Origin of the sequence: Rubrivirga litoralis (assembly GCF_031846415.1) — a bacterium.
GTDB classification, from domain to species: Bacteria; Bacteroidota; Rhodothermia; order Rhodothermales; family Rubricoccaceae; genus Rubrivirga; species Rubrivirga litoralis.
In genome coordinates, this window is sequence record NZ_JAVRHT010000009.1 from 1 (window position 1) to 18,626 (window position 18,626).

Here is an 18,626-nt window from a genome sequence, read left to right on the forward strand (position 1 = left end):
ACCGGGGGAGGGGACTCGAAGCGGGTTACCAAACAGTCTCTGACTCCGTTCGCGCGGCGCGTTCCCCGAGTCCCTCATTCCCCTGGTCCCCAGTCCCGCGAGCGGAGCGAGCCGCTTGAATCTTTCCCCGGGCGCGCACCCGCGGGCCGGGCGGGGCGGTTAACCTGGCCCTCCCCCACCCCGCCCCCGGCGTTTCCTGTGGACAAACCGCGCGACCACTGCGGCCTCTTCGGCGTCTTCAACCACCCCGACGCCGCCCGGCTCTCGTACTTCGGCCTCCACGCGCTCCAGCACCGGGGCCAGGAGTCGGCCGGCATCGTGACGAGCGTCTACGACGAGTCGAAGGGGCGCAAGGTGATGCCGGTCGAGAAGGACTTCGGGCTCGTGCTCGACGTGTTCGACGAGGAGGAGGTGTTCGAGCGGACGCTCGTGGGCGACGCGGCGATCGGCCACACGCGGTACTCGACATCGGGGAGCGCGACGAACCCGGCCAACATCCAGCCGTTCGTCGTCCACTACCAGGAGGGCAACCTGGCGCTGGCCCACAACGGGAACCTCTCGAACGCGCGGTCCATCCGCGACCGACTCGTCGAGCGGGGGACGCTGTTCAACTCGTCGTCGGACACCGAACTCATCCTGCACCTGGCGGCCCAGAGCACGGAGACCGGGCCGGTGGCCCGCATCGTCGACGCGCTCCACGCCTGCCGCGGCGCGTTCTCGCTCGTCATCCTTACCGACGACGCGCTGATCGCGGCGCGCGACCCGAACGGGTTCCGCCCGCTCGCGCTGGGCCGGCTCGACCCGGCGCCGGGCCGCGCGACGCCGGCCTGGGTCGTGGCGTCGGAGTCGTGCGCCTTCGACATCGTCGGCGCCGAGTACGTCCGCGACGTCGCGCCGGGCGAGATCCTGGTCATCGACCGGGCCGGCGTCGAGCGCGTGGCCGAGCACGCCGCGGGCGGGGCGGGCGGCGACGGCGCCCTCTACCCCGGCCCGGCCGGCGGCGAGGGCGGGGCGGCGACGGCCGGGTTCAACGGCGTGTGCCTGCCGCGGCGCCACGGCGTCAGCCAGTGCGTGTTCGAGTACGTCTACTTTTCGCGGCCCGACTCGAAGGTGTTCGGGGCGACCGTCGACAAGGTCCGGCGGAAGATGGGGAAGCGGCTGGCCCACGACGCGCCGGTCCCGCTCGTGCCCAAGGGCGAGGGCAAGCGGCCGCTCGTGATGTCGGTCCCCGACTCGTCGAACACGGCGGCCATCGGCTACGTGTCGGAGTCGAACAAGACCGGCCGCCGGTGCAAGCTGGACATCGGCCTCATCCGCAACCACTACGTCGGGCGCACCTTCATCGCGCCCGGCCAGCAGGCGCGCGAGCAGCGCGTGCGGACCAAGTTCAACGCGGTCGCGGGCGTGCTCAAGGACCGCGTCGTGGTCATGGTCGACGACTCGGTCGTGCGGGGGACGACGGCCCGGCAACTCGTCCAGATGGTGCGCGACGCCGGCGCGGCCGAGGTCCACTTCCGCTCGGCGTCGCCGCCCGTGATGTGGCCGTGCTTCTACGGCATGGACTTCCCCTCGCGCGGCGAGCTGGCCGCCAACGCCCACGGCTCGGTCGAGGCGATTGCCGAGTGGCTGGGCGTAGACTCGCTGGGCTACCTCTCGGTCGAGGGCATGCTCGACGCCGTCGAGGAGGCCCACGACGGGCGCGAGCGCTACTGCCACGCGTGCTTCTCGGGCGAGTACCCGGTGCCCGTCGAGGCGGACGTGGCGAAGGAGGAGAACGACTGGTAGCCGCCCCGCCCGGGCGGGGCGCCGTTGCCGTGCGGGGGCGGGGCGGATCATCCTGGGGCGGGGCGGCTGCGTGCGGCCTTTCGGCTGTTCTCACGACCCGCCCCTCACCCTGGCTGCGCCGACGCTGCGCGGCGTCCCTCTCCCAGCGGGAGAGAGGACGCCGTAGAGGCCGCTTGGGCGGGGTGGGGGATGGCGCACGAACTCAAAGATTCGGTATCAGAGCGCTCGCCCCTGCAGTCCTGTCCGACGCCCCCGTCACCCCGCCCCGCCCACCCCGAGCCGCCGCGCGAACGCGTCGCGCCGCGACCGGCTGAGGCCCAGCCGCGTCCCATCCCTCAGGCGCACCGCGTAGTCCCCGCCCGGCGCCGTCAGGAGCGCCTCGACGCGGTCGACCTGGACGATCGTCGAGCGGTGGACGCGGAAAAAGAGCGCCGGGTCGAGTTGCTCCTCCAGCGCCCGCATCGTCTCGCGGATCACGTGGACCTCCCCGCCCGCGTGGACCTCGGCGTACGGGCCGTCGGACACCACGTAGTCGACGTCGGCGACCGGGACGAGGCGGACCTGCCCCCGCCCCTCGACCGCGATCCGCTCGAGGTACGCCGGCCGCTCGGACGGGGCGGCTCCGGGCTCGGCACCGAGGAGCACCGCCAGCCGGCCCCGGAGCGCGTCGACCTCGCGGAGCCGGACGGCCTCGCGCGCGCGGCCCAGCGCCTGCCGGAAGCGGTCGTCGTCGAACGGCTTGAGGAGGTAGTCGACCGCGGCCACATCGAACGCCGCGAGCGCGTGCTGGTCGTACGCCGTCACGAACACGGTCGCCGGCATCGCCTCCGGCCCGACCTCGCGGGCCACCTCGAGCCCGCTCAGCCCCGGCATCTGGACGTCGAGGAAGACGACGTCGACCGCCCCGGCGGTCTGCGCCCCCGCGGTCTGCGCCCCGCCCGCGAGCGCGGCGACGGCCTGCCGCCCGGTCCCCGCCGTCCCGACGACCTCCACGTCGGGCTCGGCGGTGAGCAGGTCGAGCACGCGCTGCCGGGCCAGCGGCTCGTCGTCGACGACCAGGACGCGGAGCGGCTCAGCCACGGCCGGTCGGGACGGGCGGCGCGAGTGCGGCCTGGCCGTCGCCCCCGGCCGCCAGGCGGAACGGGACCACGACGCGGGCTATGACGCCGCCGCCCGAGCGCGCGGCGAGGTCGAGCCGGCCGTCCGCCCCGAACAGGGCGTCGAGCCGCGCCCGCGTGTTCGGCAGGCCCACCCCGCCCGGGCCGGTCCCGCCCGAGCCCGCCCCGCCCACGTCCGCTCCGGTCAGGTCCGCCCCGCCCAGGCCCGGGCCGTCGTCCTCGACGGTCAGCACGAGCCGGTCGCCGTCGCGGCGCGAGCCCACGCGGATCGTCCCCACGCCGTCCTCGATCCGGCCGACGCCGTGGCCGACGGCGTTCTCGACGAGCGGCTGGAGCACGAGCGGCGGCACGAGCGCGCCGAGCGTCCCCGGCGCCCACGCCTCCTCGACGTCGAGGCGCCCCTGGAACCGGACCCGCTGGACGTCGAGGTAGTCGCGGAGGAACGCGGCCTCGTCTCGGAGCGGGATGAGGTCGGGCGGGGCGTCGAGCACGCGCCGGAGCAGCGACGAGAGCCGGGCGACGAGCGTCCGCACGCCGGCCGGGTCGCGCTCGACGAGGGCCGAGACGGCGTTGAGCGTGTTGAACAGGAAGTGCGGGTGGAGCTGCATGCGGAGCGCCGAGAGCCGGGCCTCGGCGAGCTGGGCCTCGAGCCGCGCCCGCTCGGCCACGTGCCGCTCGGCCTCGACCTGGCTGTCGTGGACCTGGACCAGCGCCGCGCGCGCGTACCCAGCCGCGACGAGCGCGAGCGCGATCACCAGCTCGTCCAAAAACCACAGGCCCCCGACCGCCCCGCCCAGCGACCACTCCCGGCCCGGGCGCGGGGGACCGGAGAGGGCGGGGCGGAGCAGCCCGCGCGTGACGGCCTCGACGGTGAGGGCCACGGCGGCGGCCACGACCACCTGCCCCGCCAGCCGCCCCGCCCACGCGCCCCGCCCGACGGGGTAGCGCCCGACGAGCCAGACCACGGCCGGCGTCGCGAGCGCCCACAGCCCGTACTCGGCCATCGCCCCGAACGCCTCGGCCGCCCCCAGCGGGTCCTCGCGCCACGGCCGGAACGCCTCGCGGACGACCGAGAGCACGCCGAGCACGAGCCAGAAGCACGCCACGGCGGCGGCCTCCGCGCGGCGGGACCAGGGGCGGGGCGGGGAGGCGGGCGTCTCCATGCGCTCAATCTAGGCGGAGGCGCAGCATGGGCGGGGCGCGCTCGTGGGCACCACGGTGTCGCTCGTGACGCGCCCGTGCACCTCGTGCCGGACGCCGAATCCTCCACCCCGCTCCGTCATACGCTCTCCCCCACCCCGCCCCCGCCCGATGGCCCGTCTGCTGTTCGCCGCCCTCCTCCTCGCCGCCGCCCCGCTCGCGGCGGCCCAGACCGGCACGCTCACAGCCCGCGTCGTCGACGCCGAGAGCGACCAGCCGCTCCCGACCGCGACGGTGGCCCTGTACCCGGCGGGCGGGGCGGACTCGACGTTCGCGGGCGGGGCGGCGGCCGACATCGACGGGAACGTCCGCGTGACGGACCTCGCGGTGGGCACCTACGACGTCGTCGTCAGCTTTGTCGGCTACGACGACGCGCGCCGCGCGGACGTCGAGGTGGGCGCGGGCGGGGCGGACCTGGGGACGGTCGGGCTGGAGCCCAGCGCCGAGGCGCTCGCCGAGGTCCAGGTCACGGGCCGGCGGCCCCAGGTGCAGACGCGGATCGACCGGACCGTCTACGACACGGCCGACGACCCCGTGGCCGAGGGCGGGAGCGCGGTCGACGTGCTCGCCACGCTGCCCTCGGTCGACGTCGACATCGACGGGAACGTGTCGCTGCGCGGGGCCGGCTCGGTCGCCGTGTTCGTCAACGGCCGCCCCGCCCCGGTCTCCGGCGACTTTGTGGCGTCGTACCTCGCGAGCCTCCCCGCCGGCTCCATCGAGCGCGTCGAGGTGATCCCGAACCCGTCGGCGGCCTTCGAGCCCGACGGCGTGGGCGGGATCATCAACATCGTCCTCAAGGACGACGCCGACCTCGGGCTCGGCGGCACGGTCACGGCCGGGGCCGATACGCAGGGCGGCTACGACGGGACGGTCGCGCTGACGTACGGACGCGGCCCGTGGTCGCTGGCCGGCACCTACGGCTACCGCAACGACGCCCGCGCGGGCTCGGGGACCAGCTTCCGCATCAACCGCTACGAGGCCGCCGCGACCACGCTCGACCAGGAGGAGGTCGAGGACCGGACGCGGACGTCGCACCTCGTCAACCTCTCGGCCGACTACAGCGTTTCGCGCGCCACCACGCTCACGTCGCAGTTCCAGGTCGGGACGCGGGGCGGCGACGAGGTCGAGACCAACACGACGCTCCGCCGCAGCGCCTCGGGCGACCCGCTCCTCGAGTACGAGCGGATTTCCGAGGAGCTCGACGACGGCCTCTCGTTCGACGCCCGGCTCGGCCTCCTCCAGACGTTCGGGGAGGGCCACCGGCTGACCGTCGAGGGGCGCGGCGAGGTCTCGGACGAGGGCGAAGACCAGCGCTACAGCGCGACGCTCCTGGGCGGGGCGGGCGCGCTCGACGCCCCGCAGCGGGTCGACGAGGACGAGACCGAGCGCGAGCTCTCGCTCCAGGTCGACTACACGCGCCCGCTCGGCGCCTTCCGCCTCGACGCCGGCTACAAGGGCGAGTTCGAGGCCCAGTCGAGCACGCTCGTGTCCGAGTCGCTCGCCGAGGGCGGGGCGTACGTCCCCGACGCCGACGTCAACAACCAGTTCGACTACGACCAGACGGTCCACGCGCTCTACGCCCAGGTCGCCGCCGAGCGCGGGCCGTGGGGGGCGCAGGCCGGGCTCCGGTTCGAGCAGGCCCAGACCACGTTCTTCCTCCTGACCACCGACGAGGCGTTCGACAACGACTACGCGAGCCTCTTCCCCAGCGCCTTCCTCTCGTTCGCCCCGTCCGAGGCGACGACGCTCAAGGCCAGCTACAGCCGCCGGATCAACCGCCCGCGGACGTGGTCGCTGAACCCGTTCCCGTCGTTCGACGACCCGCTCAACGTCCGCCAGGGCAACCCGGCGTTGCAGCCCGAGTACGTCGACGCCTTCGAGCTGGGCGTCACGCACGTGACCGGCTGGGGCTCGGTCTCGCTCACGCCCTACGCCCGCCGCACGACCGACATCATCCGCCGGATCTCGACCGTCCGCGACGACGGCGTGACGGTGCGGACGTTCGAGAACCTGGACACGTCGGACTCGTACGGCGCCGAGTTCGTGACGTCGTTCGAGGACGTGGGCGGGCTGGGCGGCTACCTCAGCCTGGAGGCGTTCCGGCTCCAGACCGAAGGCACGACGGCCGACGCCGACCTCTCGAACGACGCGTTCGGCTGGGGCGGCCGCCTCAACGCGAGCTACGGGCTCGGCGACCGGACCGGGCTGGGAGACCTCGACCTCCAGGCGACGGCCCGCTACTCCGCCCCGCTCGACACGGAGCAGGGCCGGGTCGGCGCCCGGACGTTCATCGACGTCGCCCTCCGCCAGAAGCTCCTGGACGACCGGGCCGCGCTCACGCTCCAGCTCCGCGACCCGCTCGGGCTGGCCGGGTTCTCGTACACGCTCGACCAACCCGCCCTCTACCAGCAGTTCGAGCGCGACTGGGGCGCCCAGCAGATTGGCCTCACGTTCTCGTACCAGTTCGGCCGCCAGGAGGCGCGCCGCGAGGAGCGCGGGCGGGGCGGCGACTTCGAGGGCGAGGAATTTTGAGCGGGACGAGGAACGGGTGACGAATTGAGAACTTGACCCCCCGCCCCGCCCAAACCGCTACCCTGGGACGTTCCGCCCCCGAACGCCGCGCCGACGGCGGCGGTACGCCCCACCCCACCCACCCCGCCCCCGTGGCCCTTACCCGCCCCCAAAAGATCGGTCTCTGGGTCGGCGTCGCCGTCGTCGCCGTCGCGCTCCTGCTCGTCCCCCGCTTTGTGGGCGGGGAGGCCGAGGCGGAGCCGCCGTCGGGCGGGGCGGACAGCGGGCGGGGCGGGGGCGACACGCTCGCCGTCACCGTCGCCCCGGTCTCGCAGGAGCTCCTGGAGGACAAGGTGACGACGACCGGCACGCTCCTCCCGTGGGAGGCCGTCGACCTCCGGGCCGAGGTGGCGGGCCGCGTGACGGCCCTGAACTTTAGCGAGGGCAGCTCCGTCCGCCAGGGCCAGACGCTCGTCTCGCTCGACACCGACGTGCTCCAGGCCCAGATCGAGGGGGCGCGGACGCGCCGCGACCTCGCCTCGGTGCAGGCCCAGCGGCGGCGCGAGCTGTTCGAGATCGGCGGCCTGAGCCGCCAGGCGCTCGACGAATCCGAGAGCGAGGCGCGCGTGCTCGACGCCGAGCTGTCGCAGCTCTCGGCCGAGGTCCGCCGCCGCCGGATCGTGGCCCCGTTCTCGGGGACGATCGGGCTCCGCGAGGTGAGCCCCGGGGCCTACCTCTCGCCCGGCGACCGCGTCGCCACGCTGCGCGTGACGAGCCAGCTCCGGCTCGAGTTCACGGTCCCCGAGCGCTACCTCGGGCAGGTCCGCGAGGGCGAGCCCGTCCGGTTCTCGGTGCCGGGCCAGCCCGACCCGTTCGTGGCGACGGTCTACGCGACCGAGCCGGCCGTCGACCAGGCCACGCGCGCGTTCACCGTCCGCGCCCGCGTCCGCAACCCGGGCAACGTGCTCCAGCCGGGCGCCTTCGCCGAGGTCGAGCTCGTGCTCGACGAGGTCCCCGACGCCCTGCTCATCCCGGCCGCCGCCGTCACGACGGGCGCCGACAGCACGACGGTGTGGGTGCTCCAGGGCGGGGCGGCCGTCCCGCGCGCCATCACGACGGGCGTCCGCACGGCCGACCGGGTCCAGGTCACGAGCGGGCTCTCCGCGAGCGACGCCGTCCTCACGTCGGGTCTGAACCAGGTTCGCCCGGGGCAGCCGGTCCGCCCGGGCGGGGCGTTCGACCCGACGCGCGTCCGCCCCGCGGGCACGCCCGAGCGGACCCGCGAGTACCAGGCCGTCCAGTGAGCCGCCCCGCCCCGCCCTGCTCCTCCACCCCGCCCGGCGCCCCGCGCGCCGTGCCCCGCCCGCGGGCGGGGCGGGGTGGCGACTCTCCTGCCGCGACGTCCGCGGGCCACCCCGCCCCTCTCCCCCGCCCCGCCTAGCCGATGGCCTCGCTCTACGACGTCTCCGTCCGGCGGCCGGTCCTCGCGACCGTCTTCTCGCTCGTCATCCTGATCGGCGGGGCCATCGGGTACCTCGAGCTCGGGGTCCGCGAGTACCCCATCGTCCAGACGCCGGTGATCTCGGTCAGGACCGACCTCCGGGGCGCGAACGCGGCCGTCGTCGAGAGCCAGGTGACCGAGCCCATCGAGGAGTCCGTCAACGCCATCGACGGCATCCGCTCGATCACGAGCACCAGCAACCAGGGCCGGAGCACGGTCCGCGTCGAGTTCGACCTCGGGGCCGACCTCGACGCCGCCGCCGCCGACGTCCGCGACCGCGTGAGCCGGGCGCGCGGCCGGATCCCCGACGAGGCCGAGGAGCCGGTCATCTCGAAGTCGAACGCCGACGGCGAGCCCGTCGTCTTCCTCAACCTGTCGTCGGAGCAGCACGACCTCCTCGAGCTCTCCGAGGTCGCCGACAACTTTTTCGCCGAGCGGCTCCAGACGATCGACGGCGTGGCCTCGGTCGACATCTGGGGCGACAAGCGGTACGCCATGCGGCTCTGGATGGACCCGGTGCGGCTCGCGGCCTACGGGCTCACGCCGGGCGACGTCCGCCGGGCCGTCGAGGAGCAGAACGTCGAGCTCCCGGGCGGGATCATCGAGGGCGACCAGGTCGAGCTCACGATCCGCCCGCTCACGCGGATCGCGACGACCGAGGAGTTCGAGAACCTCGTGCTCAAAAACGACGGGACCACGCTCGTCCGCTTTTCCGACGTCGGCCGCGTCGAGCTGGCGGCCCAGAACCAGCGGACCGTCCTCAAGCGCGACGGGATCGCCATGGTCGGCGTCGTGCTCCGCCCGCTCGCCGACGCCAACTCCATCGACATCGTCGACGAGTTCTACGACCGCATCGAGGGCATCGAACAGGACATCCCGGACGGGATCGAGCTGGGCATCGGGTTCGACAACACGGAGCCCATCCGGGCCTCGATCGCCGAGGTCCGCAACACGGTCTTTATCGCGCTCGGGCTCGTCGTCCTGGTCATCTTCGGCTTCCTCCGCGACTGGCGGACGACGCTCGTCCCCGTCCTCGTCATCCCGGTCTCGCTCGTCGGCGCATTCGGGGTGATGGCGCTCGCCGGGTTCTCGATCAACGTGCTCACGCTCCTCGCGCTCGTCCTCGCGATCGGGCTCGTGGTCGACGACGCGATCGTGGTGCTGGAGAACATCTACGCCAAGATCGAGGGCGGGATGGACCCGGTCCCGGCCGCGATTGCCGGGACGAAGGAGATCTACATCGCCGTCATCGCGACGACGCTCGCGCTGGTCGCCGTCTTCCTCCCCATCATCTTCCAGAGCGGGGTGATCGGGGCGCTCTTCCGCGAGTTCGGGCTGACGATCGCCGCGGCCGTCGTGATCTCGTCGTTCGCGGCCCTCACGCTCACGCCGATGCTCTCGTCGAAGCTGCTCAAAAAGCGCGACCGAAAGCCGTGGCTCTACCGGAAGACCGAGCCGGCCTTCGAGCGTCTGAACGGGGCGTACCGGACCACGCTGGAGCACTTTCTCGACGTCCGGTGGCTCTCGCTCGTCGTCATGGCGGCGGCCGGGGTGGGAACGTGGTGGCTCTTTACGCACCTCGAAAGCGAGCTGGCGCCGGCCGAGGACCGCTCGCAGATCCGGCTGTTCGCGAACGCGCCGCAGGGGCGGGGCTACGCCTACATGGACGCCTACACGAACGAGCTCATCGCGCTCTTGCAGCGCGAGGTGCCCGAGACCGAGGCGCTCATCTCCGTCACCTCGCCCGGGTTCGGGTCGTCGGGCTCGGTCAACTCGGCGTTCGCCAACCTCATCCTCGTCGGTCCCGACGGCCGCGAGCGGAGCCAGGACGAGATCGCGAACGCCGTCCAGCGGGCGGTCAAGACGTTGCCGGGCGCGCGCGTGAACGTGAGCCAGCCGGCCACGATCTCGACGTCGTCGAGCCGGGGCTCGCCGGTCCAGCTCGTGATCCAGGCGCCCGACCTCCCCGCCCTCCAGGACGCGCTCCCGGCGTTCATGGAGCGGGCGACGCAGGACCCCGCGTTCCAGTTTGCGCGGGCCGACCTCGAGTTTACGCAGCCCGAGCTCCAGGTCGAGGTCGACCGCGACCGGGCGCAGGCGCTCGGGATCGCCCCGCTCGACGTGGCCCAGGCCCTCGCCGTCGCGCTCTCCGAAGGCCGGTTCGGGTACTTTACGCGCGGCGGCGAGCAGTACGAGATCATCGGCCAGCTCGAGCGCGAGGCGCGGGCGACGCCCAACGACCTGCAAGGCATCTTCGTCCGCAGCGCCGACGGCCGGCCGATCCCGCTCTCGAACCTCGTCACGCTGACCGAGTCGGCCGCCCCGCCCCAGCTGTACCGCTTCAACCGTTTTACGGCGGCGACGGTGTCGGCGGAGCCGGCCGAGGGCGTCTCGCTCGGCGACGCCATCGAGGCCATGGAGCGGATCGCCGACGAGACGCTGCCGGCCGGGTTCTCGACGGCCCTCGACGGGCAGAGCCGCGACTTCCGCGAGGCGGGCGGGTCCATCTTCGTCGTGTTCGGGCTCGCGCTGGTCCTCATCTACCTCGTCTTGGCGGCCCAGTTCGAGAGCTTCCGCGACCCGGTGACGATCCTCCTGACGGTCCCGCTCGCGCTCGTCGGCGCGCTCGGGGCGCTGTACGTGTTCGGGAGCACGATCAACGTGTTCAGCCAGATCGGGCTGGTCATGCTTATCGGGCTCGTCACGAAAAACGGCATCTTGATCGTCGAGTTCGCCAAGCAAAAGCGGGCTGAGGGGCTCGACCGTCGCGAGGCGGCCGAGGAGGCGTCGGCGGCCCGGTTCCGGCCGATCCTCATGACGGCGTTCTCGACCGTCCTGGGGACGCTCCCGATCGCGCTCGCGCTCGGGTCGGGCGCCGAGAGCCGGGTGCCGATGGGGCTCGCCGTCATCGGCGGGCTCCTGGTCGGCACGCTCCTCACGCTCTACGTCATCCCGGCGCTCTACACCTACCTAGCGAGCGCGGACGTCCACCCGTCGCTGGGCGAGGAGACCGACGACCCGCTGGCCGAGGGCGGGGCGGAGACCGGGGACGGAGCGGAGACCACGGGCGGGGCGGCCGGCGACGGCGCGACGGGCGACCTCCCCGACGACCCGCCGATGCGCGCGGGCGGGGCGGCGGGCGGCGACGGGGCGCCGGCCGAGGCCGCCCCGCCCCCGGCGGACGAGCGCTCAGCGGAGGCATCGTGAGCGAGACCGAGATGCGAGAGGCCTTCCGTGCGCCCACCCCGCCCCGTCCCGCTCGCGGCGGGCGCGACCGTGCGCGGCGCACCCCCCGTCCGAGCGCCCATCGCTGCGCCTTCGGCTCCGCTCAGCGGGCGCTCAGATTGTCCCCTTTGATAAGGACAGCTTTTCGAGCCTGGGAGCCGGGCGGGCGAATGCCCGCCCGCGACCGGCCGCAAAGCGGAGGGTACCGGGCGGGGTGGCTCGGCATAAAGGCTGCGCTCGCTCTCGCCCTGCTCATGGTGGGCGGGGCGGCCGGCGCCCAGGAGCTCCCGTCGCTCCGCCAGGACTCGATCCCGCCGCTCCCCGACTCGCTCCGGCTCTACGGCGCCACGCTCCCCACGCAGCCGCCGCTCCCGGACTTTGCCGCGCCGGCCGGCGCCGTCCGGCTCACGCTCGACGAGGCCGTCACGGTTGCGCTCCTCCAGAACCCGGACCGCGCGGTCGCGGTGCTCGAAGGCGCGCGGGCGGTCAACAACGTGACGCGCGGGAACGCGGGCTACCTCCCGACGCTCGACGCGACGGCCGGCCTCGCCGGCTCGCGGAGCAGCACGTTCGGCGGGGGCGGGGCGGACAGCGTGGGCCTGGGCGGGGCGGGTGGCACGCGGTCGTCGACGGCGCTCGACGCGGGTCTCACGCTGGGCTATACGCTCTACGACGGCGGGCTGCGGGCGGCGACGTACCGGCGGCTCCAGGCCGAGGCCCGCCGCCTCGCGCTCCTCGCCGACGCCGACGCCGAGGCGCTCGCCCTCGACGTGGCCGCGGCCTACCTCGACGCCGCCCGCCAGGCCGACCTCGCGGCCGCGCGCGCCGAGGCCGTGGCCGTTTCTGAGGACCGGCTGCGGATCGCGCAGGCCGAAGTCCGCATTGGGACGTCCGCCGAGATCGACGCGGCCCTGGCTCTGGCGGACTACAACGCGGACCGGGCGCTCCTTCTGCGCGAGGAGGTGGAGCTCGCGGGCGCCCGGGCGGAGCTGGGCGGCCTGCTCGCCCTCCCCGACCCCGAGGCCGTCGTCGTGACCGACACGCTCGCGCTCGGCGCCCCGCCCGCGCTCGACGCCCTGGTGGCGGAGGCCGGCGCGGGGAACCGCCGCGTCGCGGCGTTCCAGGCGGCCGAGGCCGTGGCGGCCCAGGCCGTCGCCCAGGTCCGCTCGGACTACCGGCCGACGGTGCGGGCGGCGGGCGGCGTCGGGCTGACCGTGTTCGACCGCGGGTTCTTCCCGCCCGCGCTCGCCCCGACGGTGGGGCCGGACCTGCGGTACGGGGTCACGGCGTCGCTCCCGATCTACGACGGCGGCGAGCGGCGGCGGCGGCTCGAGAACGCGCGGATCGACCTCCGCCAAGCCGAGCTCCTCACGGCCAGCGAGCGGCTGGCGAACGCGGCCCGCGCCGCCGGGCTCGCCTCGACGGCCCGCGGGTTCCGGGCGCTCGCCGATCTCGAGACACTCAACGAGCGGGTCGCCCGCGAGAACGTCCGCGTGGCGCTCGCCCAGCTCCGGCTCGGGTTCATCACGCCGGTCGACCTCCGCCAGATCCAGCTCACGCTCGTCGACGTCCGCACGCGCCGGGTCGAGGCGGTGTACCAGGCGCGGCGGGCCGAGGCCGAGCTCCGGCTCCTCGCCGGCGTCCTCCTCCCGCCCGGGACCGCCGTTGCCCCGACCCTCCTCGACGGTTCGGACGGCCCGGAGTAGCGGGCGGCCCACCGCTGGCTCTCGGGCGGGGCGGGGCGTTCGGGGGTGCTCCAGCACAGGACGCGCGCGCCCGACGCCGCCGCGGACCTTGCCTACGCGGATCTACCCGCCACGACAAGGTCCGAGAGGGCGCGAGCGTGACGAGGGTTGAGGTCGCCGTGCGCGGGAAGGCCCGGCCACTGGCGCTCTACGAACTCGACGTCGCGCCACGTCGCACCGAAGGCGCGAGTTCTACCGCGTCGAGGTACGGCCCCATCTCGGGCAACCCGGCCGCGCCGTCGCCGCCGTACTCGCTCGGCGAGACGCCCGTGGCGCGCTTGAACGCCTTCGAGAACGACGCCTTGGACCCGTAGCCGGCGTCGGCCGCCGCCTCGAACACGGCCGCGCCGCGCCGGAGCGACCGGGCCGCCTTGTGGAGCCGCCAACTCGCGACGTAGCGGAGCGGCGGCGTCCCGACGGCCTCGGTGAATCGCGTCGCGAACGTCGTGCGCGACATATACGCTTCGGCCGCGAGTGCCTCGACCGTCCACGGGTGCTCGGGCGCGCGGTGGATCGCCAGGAGCGCCCGCCCGAGGTCCGGGTCGGCGAGCGCGTGCAGCCAGCTTGACCGGTCGCCGCCGTCAGGGCAGACCTCGGGGAGCCCCTCGACGTAGGCGCGGACGGTCTGGAGCAGGAACACCTCGGCGAGTCGTGCCGCGACGGCCGAGGCGCCCGGCCGCCCCGCCTGCGACTCGTCGGCGATAAGGGCGAGCGTCTGGCTCGCCCACGGGGCCGCCTCCGGCGGCAGCACGAGGGCGGGGGGCAGCGCCGCGATGAGCGGGCTGGCCGCCGTGTCCTCGATCAGGAGCGAGCCCAGCACGACGTGGTCGGGCGCCACGCCGTCGGACGGCGCGCCGTTCTCTTGGCCCTGCGCGTCGTGGCGCACGCGCTCGAACCGTTCGGCAGGGCACGCGCCCGTCACCGCGTCGATGGCTACGGCCGCCGTCGCCGCACCACGCGGCGACCGCACGACGTAGGGCACCGAGCGCGGCAGCACGGCACCCGCGCCGGCGTCCAGCGTGACGGTCCCGCCCGCCGCCTCCACGACGGCCGTCCCGGACGAGACGAGCACGAGGTCGGCCTGCCCCGGCTCGGGCGAGGCCTGGAGCGCCCACGGCCCCGACAGCTCGGCGGCGACGTGGGCCACGCTGCGGACGTCGGTGGCGGCGAGCGCGAGGGAGAGCGGGTCCATGGACGACGATCTAGTGGAGGTCCTTTGGTATCCCGCACCGTCCTCCCCGTTCCTGGTCCCACCCCGCCACTTCTGGACGACGGGACACGGCATCTGGGGGATCGGACGGGACCGCGACACGCCTCGCTGTGTTGGAGGGAAGACGACGCCAGCGTTTGTGCCGGCGTCGTTCCCGTCTCACAACTCCTCGCCCCATGCCCAGCAAGATCGCCGTCGTCTACTACTCCACCTACGGCCACAACCACCAGATGGCCCGGGCCGCCCAGGAGGCCGCCGAGGCCGCCGGCGCCGAGGTCCGCCTCCGCAAGGTGCGCGAGACCGTGCCCCAGGGCGTCATCGACGCCCAGGATGCCTGGAAGGCTCAGCAGGAGAAGACCTCCGACGTGCCCGAGGCCACGCCCGACGACATGGAGTGGGCCGACGGCTACGTCCTCTCGTCGCCCACGCGCTTCGGCGGCGGGACGAGCCAGATGCGATCGTTTATCGACACGCTCGGGCCGCTCTGGCAGAAGGGCGGGCTTGCGAACAAGACGTTCACGGCCATGACGAGCGCCCAGAACCCCCATGGCGGCCAGGAGACGACGCTCCAGACGCTCTACATCACGGCGATGCACTGGGGCTGCATCCTGGTGCCGCCGGGTTACACCGACGACGCCATCTTCGCGGCCGGCGGCAACCCCTACGGCGCGACCGTGACGGCCGACGGCTCGGGCGTGTCGGACGAGTCGCTCGCGGCGGTTCGGCATCAGGCCCGCCGCCTGGTCGAGTACACCGACAAGCTCACCGCGAGCTAGCCGCTCCGCTGAGCGCATCGGCGGGCGTTCCATGCCGGGGCGCCCGCTCTTCTCTGTCCTACCTGCTTAGACCATGTCCTCCCCCGTCACCGGGCTCCACCACGTCACCGCCATTACGGGCGCCGCCCAGGCCAACGTCGACTTCTACGCCGGCCGCCTCGGCCTCCGGCTCGTCAAGAAGACGGTCAACTTCGACGACCCCGGCACCTACCACCTCTACTACGCCGACGGCGATGTCCGCCCGGGCTCCGTGCTCACGTTCTTCCCGTGGGCGGGCGCTGCACCGGGCCGCCCGGGACCGGGCGAGACGACAGCGACGGCCTACGCCGTGGCGCCGGGCGCGATCGATGCGTGGCAAAGCGTATTCGCCGAGGCGGGCGAGGACGTGGGCGAGCGGTTCGAGCGGTTTGGCGAGTCGGGCTTGCGGCTCCGCGCGCCAGACGGCTTGACCCTGGAGATGATCGAAACCGACGGAGCCGACGGGCAGTGGGCCGACGGCCCCGTTCCGGTGGACCAAGCGCTCGGTGCCTTCCACAGCGTCACGCTCTGCTCACGCGCGCCCGAGGCGACGGCGCGCGTGTTGACGGAAGCCTATGGCTACCGTGAGCAGGGACAGGAGGACGGCCGGATCCGGTTCGTCAACGACACCGCCGACTATGCCCGCTACGTCGACCTCTCGTGCGAGGCCGTCGAGGGCGCGGGCCGAAACGGGAGCGGGACCGTCCACCACATCGCCTTCCGCGTGCCGGACGACGAGGCCGAGCTCGAGGTCCGCGAGGTACTCTTGGGGATGGGCCTCCAGCCGACGCCCCAGATCGACCGTCAGTACTTCCACTCCGTCTACACGCGTGAGCCCGGCGGCATCCTCTTCGAGGTCGCGACCGACCCGCCCGGATTCGCCACCGACGAGACAGAAGCCGAGCTGGGCCGTTCGCTCCAGCTCCCGCCCCAGTACGAGCCCAAGCGGGCCGCCATCGAAGCCCGCCTCGCCCCCCTCTCCCTCCCCTACTGATGACCGCCGACCCCCACACCGACGCGGGCGTCCACACGCTCGTCTCCGCAGACTCCCCCCACACGGTCCTTGTGCTCTGCCACGGCCGCGGGGCCACCGCGACGTCTCTCGAACCGCTCGCGCAGGCGGTCGCGCGGCCCGGCGTAAGCGTGCTCGCACCGCAGGCGGGCACGATCCAGGGGGTGCCGCAGTGGTACCCGAACAGCTTCCTGGCCCCGCTCGCCGACAACGAGCCCGCGCTGAGCGGGGCGCTCGCGGCCGTCGAGCGGGCCGTCGAGGACGCCCGCGCGCTCGGCGTGGGCGACGCCCAGATCGTGCTCGGCGGGTTCAGCCAGGGCGCGTGCCTGGCCGCCGAGTACGCCGCGCGCCACGCTCGGCGCTGGGGCGGGGTGGTCGCGCTCTCGGGCGCGCTCATCGGCACGGCCGAGGCCGACGACGCCTCACCCCGCCCAGAACTTGCGGGCGCAGGCGGCGCCTACCCCGACAAGGCGTTCGAGTACGACGGCGACCTGGCCGGCACGAGCGTGTTCCTGGGCTGCGCCGAGCGCGACCCGCACATCCCGCTCGCGCGCCTGGAGCGCTCGGCCACTGTCCTGACGGACCTCGGCGGCGACGTGACCAAGCGCGTCTACCCCGGCGGCACGCACGCGGTCGTGGACGACGAGGTCCAGTTCGTGCGCGAGCTCCTGGACTACCTCGCCTGCTGAGCCCGGTGACTAGTGCCATGGCGAGGGGTCCCGCGCGCGGTGGCCGGCGGGGCCGCCCGCCCAACGACCACCCCGCCCCGCCCGGCCTGAACGCCGACGGCGTCTGAGCGCCGATAACGCCGCAGACCACCCGGTCCTGCACGAGCCCGGCCCGTCTGGCGCTCCTAACTCACGCTCCCCCACCTCCAACCGACCTATGACCTGGCCGCCCCTCCCGCTCGACGACTGGCAGGACACGTACGACACGCTCCACCGCTGGACCCAGGTCGTCGGCAAGGTCCGCATGGAGGGGACGCCGTGGGTCAACCACTCGTGGCACGTCCCGCTCTACGTCACCGCGCGCGGGCTCTCGACCGGGCTCGTCCCCTCGCAGGGCGGCTTCGAGGTCGAGTTCGACTTCGTCGACCACCGGCTGAGCATCTCGACGACGCAGGGCGAGCGACGCTCGTTCGCGCTCCGCCCGATGACCGTCGCCGCGTTCTACGCTTCGTTTACCGAGGCGCTTGCCGACCTGGGCATTGAGGTCGAGATCCTAGCCCGGCCCGTCGAGCTGGAGGACGCGACGCCGTTCCCCGACGACACGGAGCACGCGGCCTACGACGCCGACGCGGCGCAGCGCCACTGGCGCGTGCTCGTCCAGGCCCACCGCGTGTTCACCGACTTCCGCGCCCGCTTCCTGGGCAAGGTGAGCCCGGTCCACTTCTTCTGGGGCGCCTTCGACCTCGCCGTCACGCGGTTCTCCGGCCGCGAGGCGCCGACGCACCCCGGCGGCGTCCCCAACTGCGCCGACTGGGTGATGGAGGAGGCGTACTCGCGCGAGCTCTCGAGCGCCGGCTTCTGGGCGGGCGCGGGGTTGGGCGAGGCGGCGTTCTACGCCTACGCGTACCCGCAGCCGGAGGGGTTCTCGGAGTGGGCGGTCGAGCCCGCGGCGGCGTACTTCCACGACGACCTGGGCGAGTTCGTGCTGCCCTACGAGGCCGTGCGGACGGCCGATGACCCGGACGCCGTGCTCATGGAGTTCCTACAGAGCACCTACGAGGCCGCCGCCGACCTAGCAGACTGGGACCGGGCGGGGCTGGAGCGCGAGTCGGCCCCTCCGGCCTGACGGCCCTCGCGGCCCCTACGTCCCCACCCCGCCCGGCCTCTACCGTCTGGCCTCCCCCCGGCTCCTACCGCCCGACCCCACCCCGCCCATGAGCGCTCCCTCACCGACCCGCGTCCTCGGCTTCGCCGGCAGCCTCCGCACGGGCTCTTACAACCGCGCGCTCCTGCGGGCGGCGCAGGAGCTCGCACCGGAGGACATGACGATCGACGTCTTCGACCTCCGGGGCGTCCCGCTCTACAACGCAGACGTGGAGGCCGAGGGCGACCCGGAGCGCGTGGCGGCCCTTAAGGAGGCTATCCGCGCCGCTGACGGTGTGCTTATCGTCACGCCGGAGTACAACCACGGCGTGCCGGCGGTGACCAAGAACGCGGTCGACTGGGCCTCGCGGCCGCCGCGGTCGGCGCCGCTGGGGGGCAAGCCGGTTGGCATCATCGGGGCGTCGCCGGGCATGACGGGGTCGGCGCGCGGGCAGAGCCAGCTCCGGCAGGCGTTCGAGTTCACGAACTCGTTCTGTATGCCGCAGCCGGAGGTCCTGGTCGCGCGCGCTCACGAGAAGTTCGACGCCGATGGGCGGCTAACCGACGAGACGACGCGGACGTACCTCGGCCGCTACCTCGTGGCGCTAGCGGCCTGGATCGACCGTTTGCGCGAGCCATCCGGCGCAAACGACTGAACACACGCCCCGCCCTCGGGCGCCCGCCGAAGAGGGGCGCTAGCGGCCCCGGCGGAGC

At 73.8% G+C, this 18,626-nt stretch carries 13 protein-coding genes; 10 read left to right on the forward strand and 3 right to left on the reverse strand.

The genetic code is table 11. The annotated features are described in order from the left end of the window. Window positions 1-198: 198 nt before the first annotated feature. Complete coding sequence (locus RM540_RS05265) at window positions 199-1,785, forward strand: amidophosphoribosyltransferase (protein WP_311662496.1); 1,587 nt, start codon at window positions 199-201, stop codon at window positions 1,783-1,785. A gap of 255 nt (window positions 1,786-2,040) precedes the next feature. On the opposite strand, the gene RM540_RS05270 is transcribed toward RM540_RS05265, so the two are convergent. Both RM540_RS05270 and RM540_RS05275 read right to left on the reverse strand, forming a co-directional pair. After that, window positions 2,041-2,865 (reverse strand): LytR/AlgR family response regulator transcription factor, encoded by an 825-nt coding sequence (locus tag RM540_RS05270; RefSeq protein WP_311662497.1) that lies wholly within the window; start codon window positions 2,863-2,865, stop codon window positions 2,041-2,043. Further along, complete coding sequence (locus tag RM540_RS05275) at window positions 2,858-4,066, reverse strand: sensor histidine kinase (protein WP_311662498.1); 1,209 nt, start codon at window positions 4,064-4,066, stop codon at window positions 2,858-2,860. The genes RM540_RS05270 and RM540_RS05275 overlap by 8 nt, the downstream gene beginning before the upstream one ends. A 148-nt stretch (window positions 4,067-4,214) precedes the next feature. Here RM540_RS05275 and RM540_RS05280 point away from each other — a divergent pair, with 148 nt between their 5' ends. The 4 genes from RM540_RS05280 to RM540_RS05295 all read left to right on the forward strand — a co-directional run bounded on the left by RM540_RS05280 (window position 4,215) and on the right by RM540_RS05295 (window position 13,046). Further along, the gene (locus RM540_RS05280; RefSeq protein ID WP_311662499.1) at window positions 4,215-6,635 is read left to right on the forward strand and encodes a TonB-dependent receptor domain-containing protein; all 2,421 of its coding nucleotides are present in this window, start codon (window positions 4,215-4,217) and stop codon (window positions 6,633-6,635) included. Window positions 6,636-6,766: 131 nt separating this feature from the next. After that, window positions 6,767-7,918, forward strand: coding sequence for an efflux RND transporter periplasmic adaptor subunit (locus RM540_RS05285; RefSeq protein WP_311662500.1), 1,152 nt, complete (start codon window positions 6,767-6,769; stop codon window positions 7,916-7,918). 140 nt (window positions 7,919-8,058) lie between these two features. Beyond that, on the forward strand, window positions 8,059-11,322 hold the full coding sequence (locus RM540_RS05290; protein ID WP_311662501.1) for an efflux RND transporter permease subunit: 3,264 nt from the start codon (window positions 8,059-8,061) through the stop codon (window positions 11,320-11,322). 188 nt (window positions 11,323-11,510) lie between these two features. Further along, window positions 11,511-13,046, forward strand: a complete 1,536-nt coding sequence (locus RM540_RS05295) for a TolC family protein (protein ID WP_311662502.1) — start codon at window positions 11,511-11,513, stop codon at window positions 13,044-13,046. Between the two features lie 187 nt (window positions 13,047-13,233). On the opposite strand, the gene RM540_RS05300 is transcribed toward RM540_RS05295, so the two are convergent. Further along, window positions 13,234-14,277 (reverse strand): AraC family transcriptional regulator, encoded by a 1,044-nt coding sequence (locus RM540_RS05300; RefSeq protein WP_311662503.1) that lies wholly within the window; start codon window positions 14,275-14,277, stop codon window positions 13,234-13,236. 194 nt (window positions 14,278-14,471) lie between these two features. On the opposite strand from RM540_RS05300, the gene wrbA reads away from it, so the two are divergent. The 5 genes from wrbA (at window position 14,472) to RM540_RS05325 (ending at window position 18,568) form a co-directional block, all read left to right on the forward strand. Then, entirely contained in the window at window positions 14,472-15,071 is a 600-nt protein-coding gene (gene wrbA, locus RM540_RS05305) for an NAD(P)H:quinone oxidoreductase (protein ID WP_311662504.1), read from the forward strand. Window positions 15,072-15,144: 73 nt separating this feature from the next. Continuing rightward, complete coding sequence (locus RM540_RS05310; protein WP_311662505.1) at window positions 15,145-16,083, forward strand: ring-cleaving dioxygenase; 939 nt, start codon at window positions 15,145-15,147, stop codon at window positions 16,081-16,083. Further along, window positions 16,083-16,790: an alpha/beta hydrolase gene (locus RM540_RS05315; RefSeq protein ID WP_311662506.1), complete on the forward strand. Its 708-nt coding sequence runs from the start codon at window positions 16,083-16,085 to the stop codon at window positions 16,788-16,790. The genes RM540_RS05310 and RM540_RS05315 overlap by 1 nt, the downstream gene beginning before the upstream one ends. Before the next feature lie 196 nt (window positions 16,791-16,986). Further along, on the forward strand, window positions 16,987-17,895 hold the full coding sequence (locus RM540_RS05320; RefSeq protein ID WP_311662507.1) for a DUF5996 family protein: 909 nt from the start codon (window positions 16,987-16,989) through the stop codon (window positions 17,893-17,895). 88 nt (window positions 17,896-17,983) lie between these two features. After that, complete coding sequence (locus RM540_RS05325) at window positions 17,984-18,568, forward strand: NADPH-dependent FMN reductase (RefSeq protein WP_311662508.1); 585 nt, start codon at window positions 17,984-17,986, stop codon at window positions 18,566-18,568. Window positions 18,569-18,626: the final 58 nt, after the last annotated feature.

Coding starts and splice junctions, on each gene's coding strand:
- RM540_RS05290 (WP_311662501.1), top strand. CDS start 8,059: ATGGCCTCGCTCTACGACGTCTCCGTCCGGCGGCCGGTCCTCGCGACC.
- RM540_RS05310 (WP_311662505.1), top strand. CDS start 15,145: ATGTCCTCCCCCGTCACCGGGCTCCACCACGTCACCGCCATTACGGGC.
- RM540_RS05280 (WP_311662499.1), top strand. CDS start 4,215: ATGGCCCGTCTGCTGTTCGCCGCCCTCCTCCTCGCCGCCGCCCCGCTC.
- wrbA (WP_311662504.1), top strand. CDS start 14,472: ATGCCCAGCAAGATCGCCGTCGTCTACTACTCCACCTACGGCCACAAC.
- RM540_RS05320 (WP_311662507.1), top strand. CDS start 16,987: ATGACCTGGCCGCCCCTCCCGCTCGACGACTGGCAGGACACGTACGAC.
- RM540_RS05315 (WP_311662506.1), top strand. CDS start 16,083: ATGACCGCCGACCCCCACACCGACGCGGGCGTCCACACGCTCGTCTCC.
- RM540_RS05325 (WP_311662508.1), top strand. CDS start 17,984: ATGAGCGCTCCCTCACCGACCCGCGTCCTCGGCTTCGCCGGCAGCCTC.
- RM540_RS05275 (WP_311662498.1), bottom strand. CDS start 4,066: ATGGAGACGCCCGCCTCCCCGCCCCGCCCCTGGTCCCGCCGCGCGGAG.
- RM540_RS05295 (WP_311662502.1), top strand. CDS start 11,511: ATGCCCGCCCGCGACCGGCCGCAAAGCGGAGGGTACCGGGCGGGGTGG.
- RM540_RS05300 (WP_311662503.1), bottom strand. CDS start 14,277: ATGGACCCGCTCTCCCTCGCGCTCGCCGCCACCGACGTCCGCAGCGTG.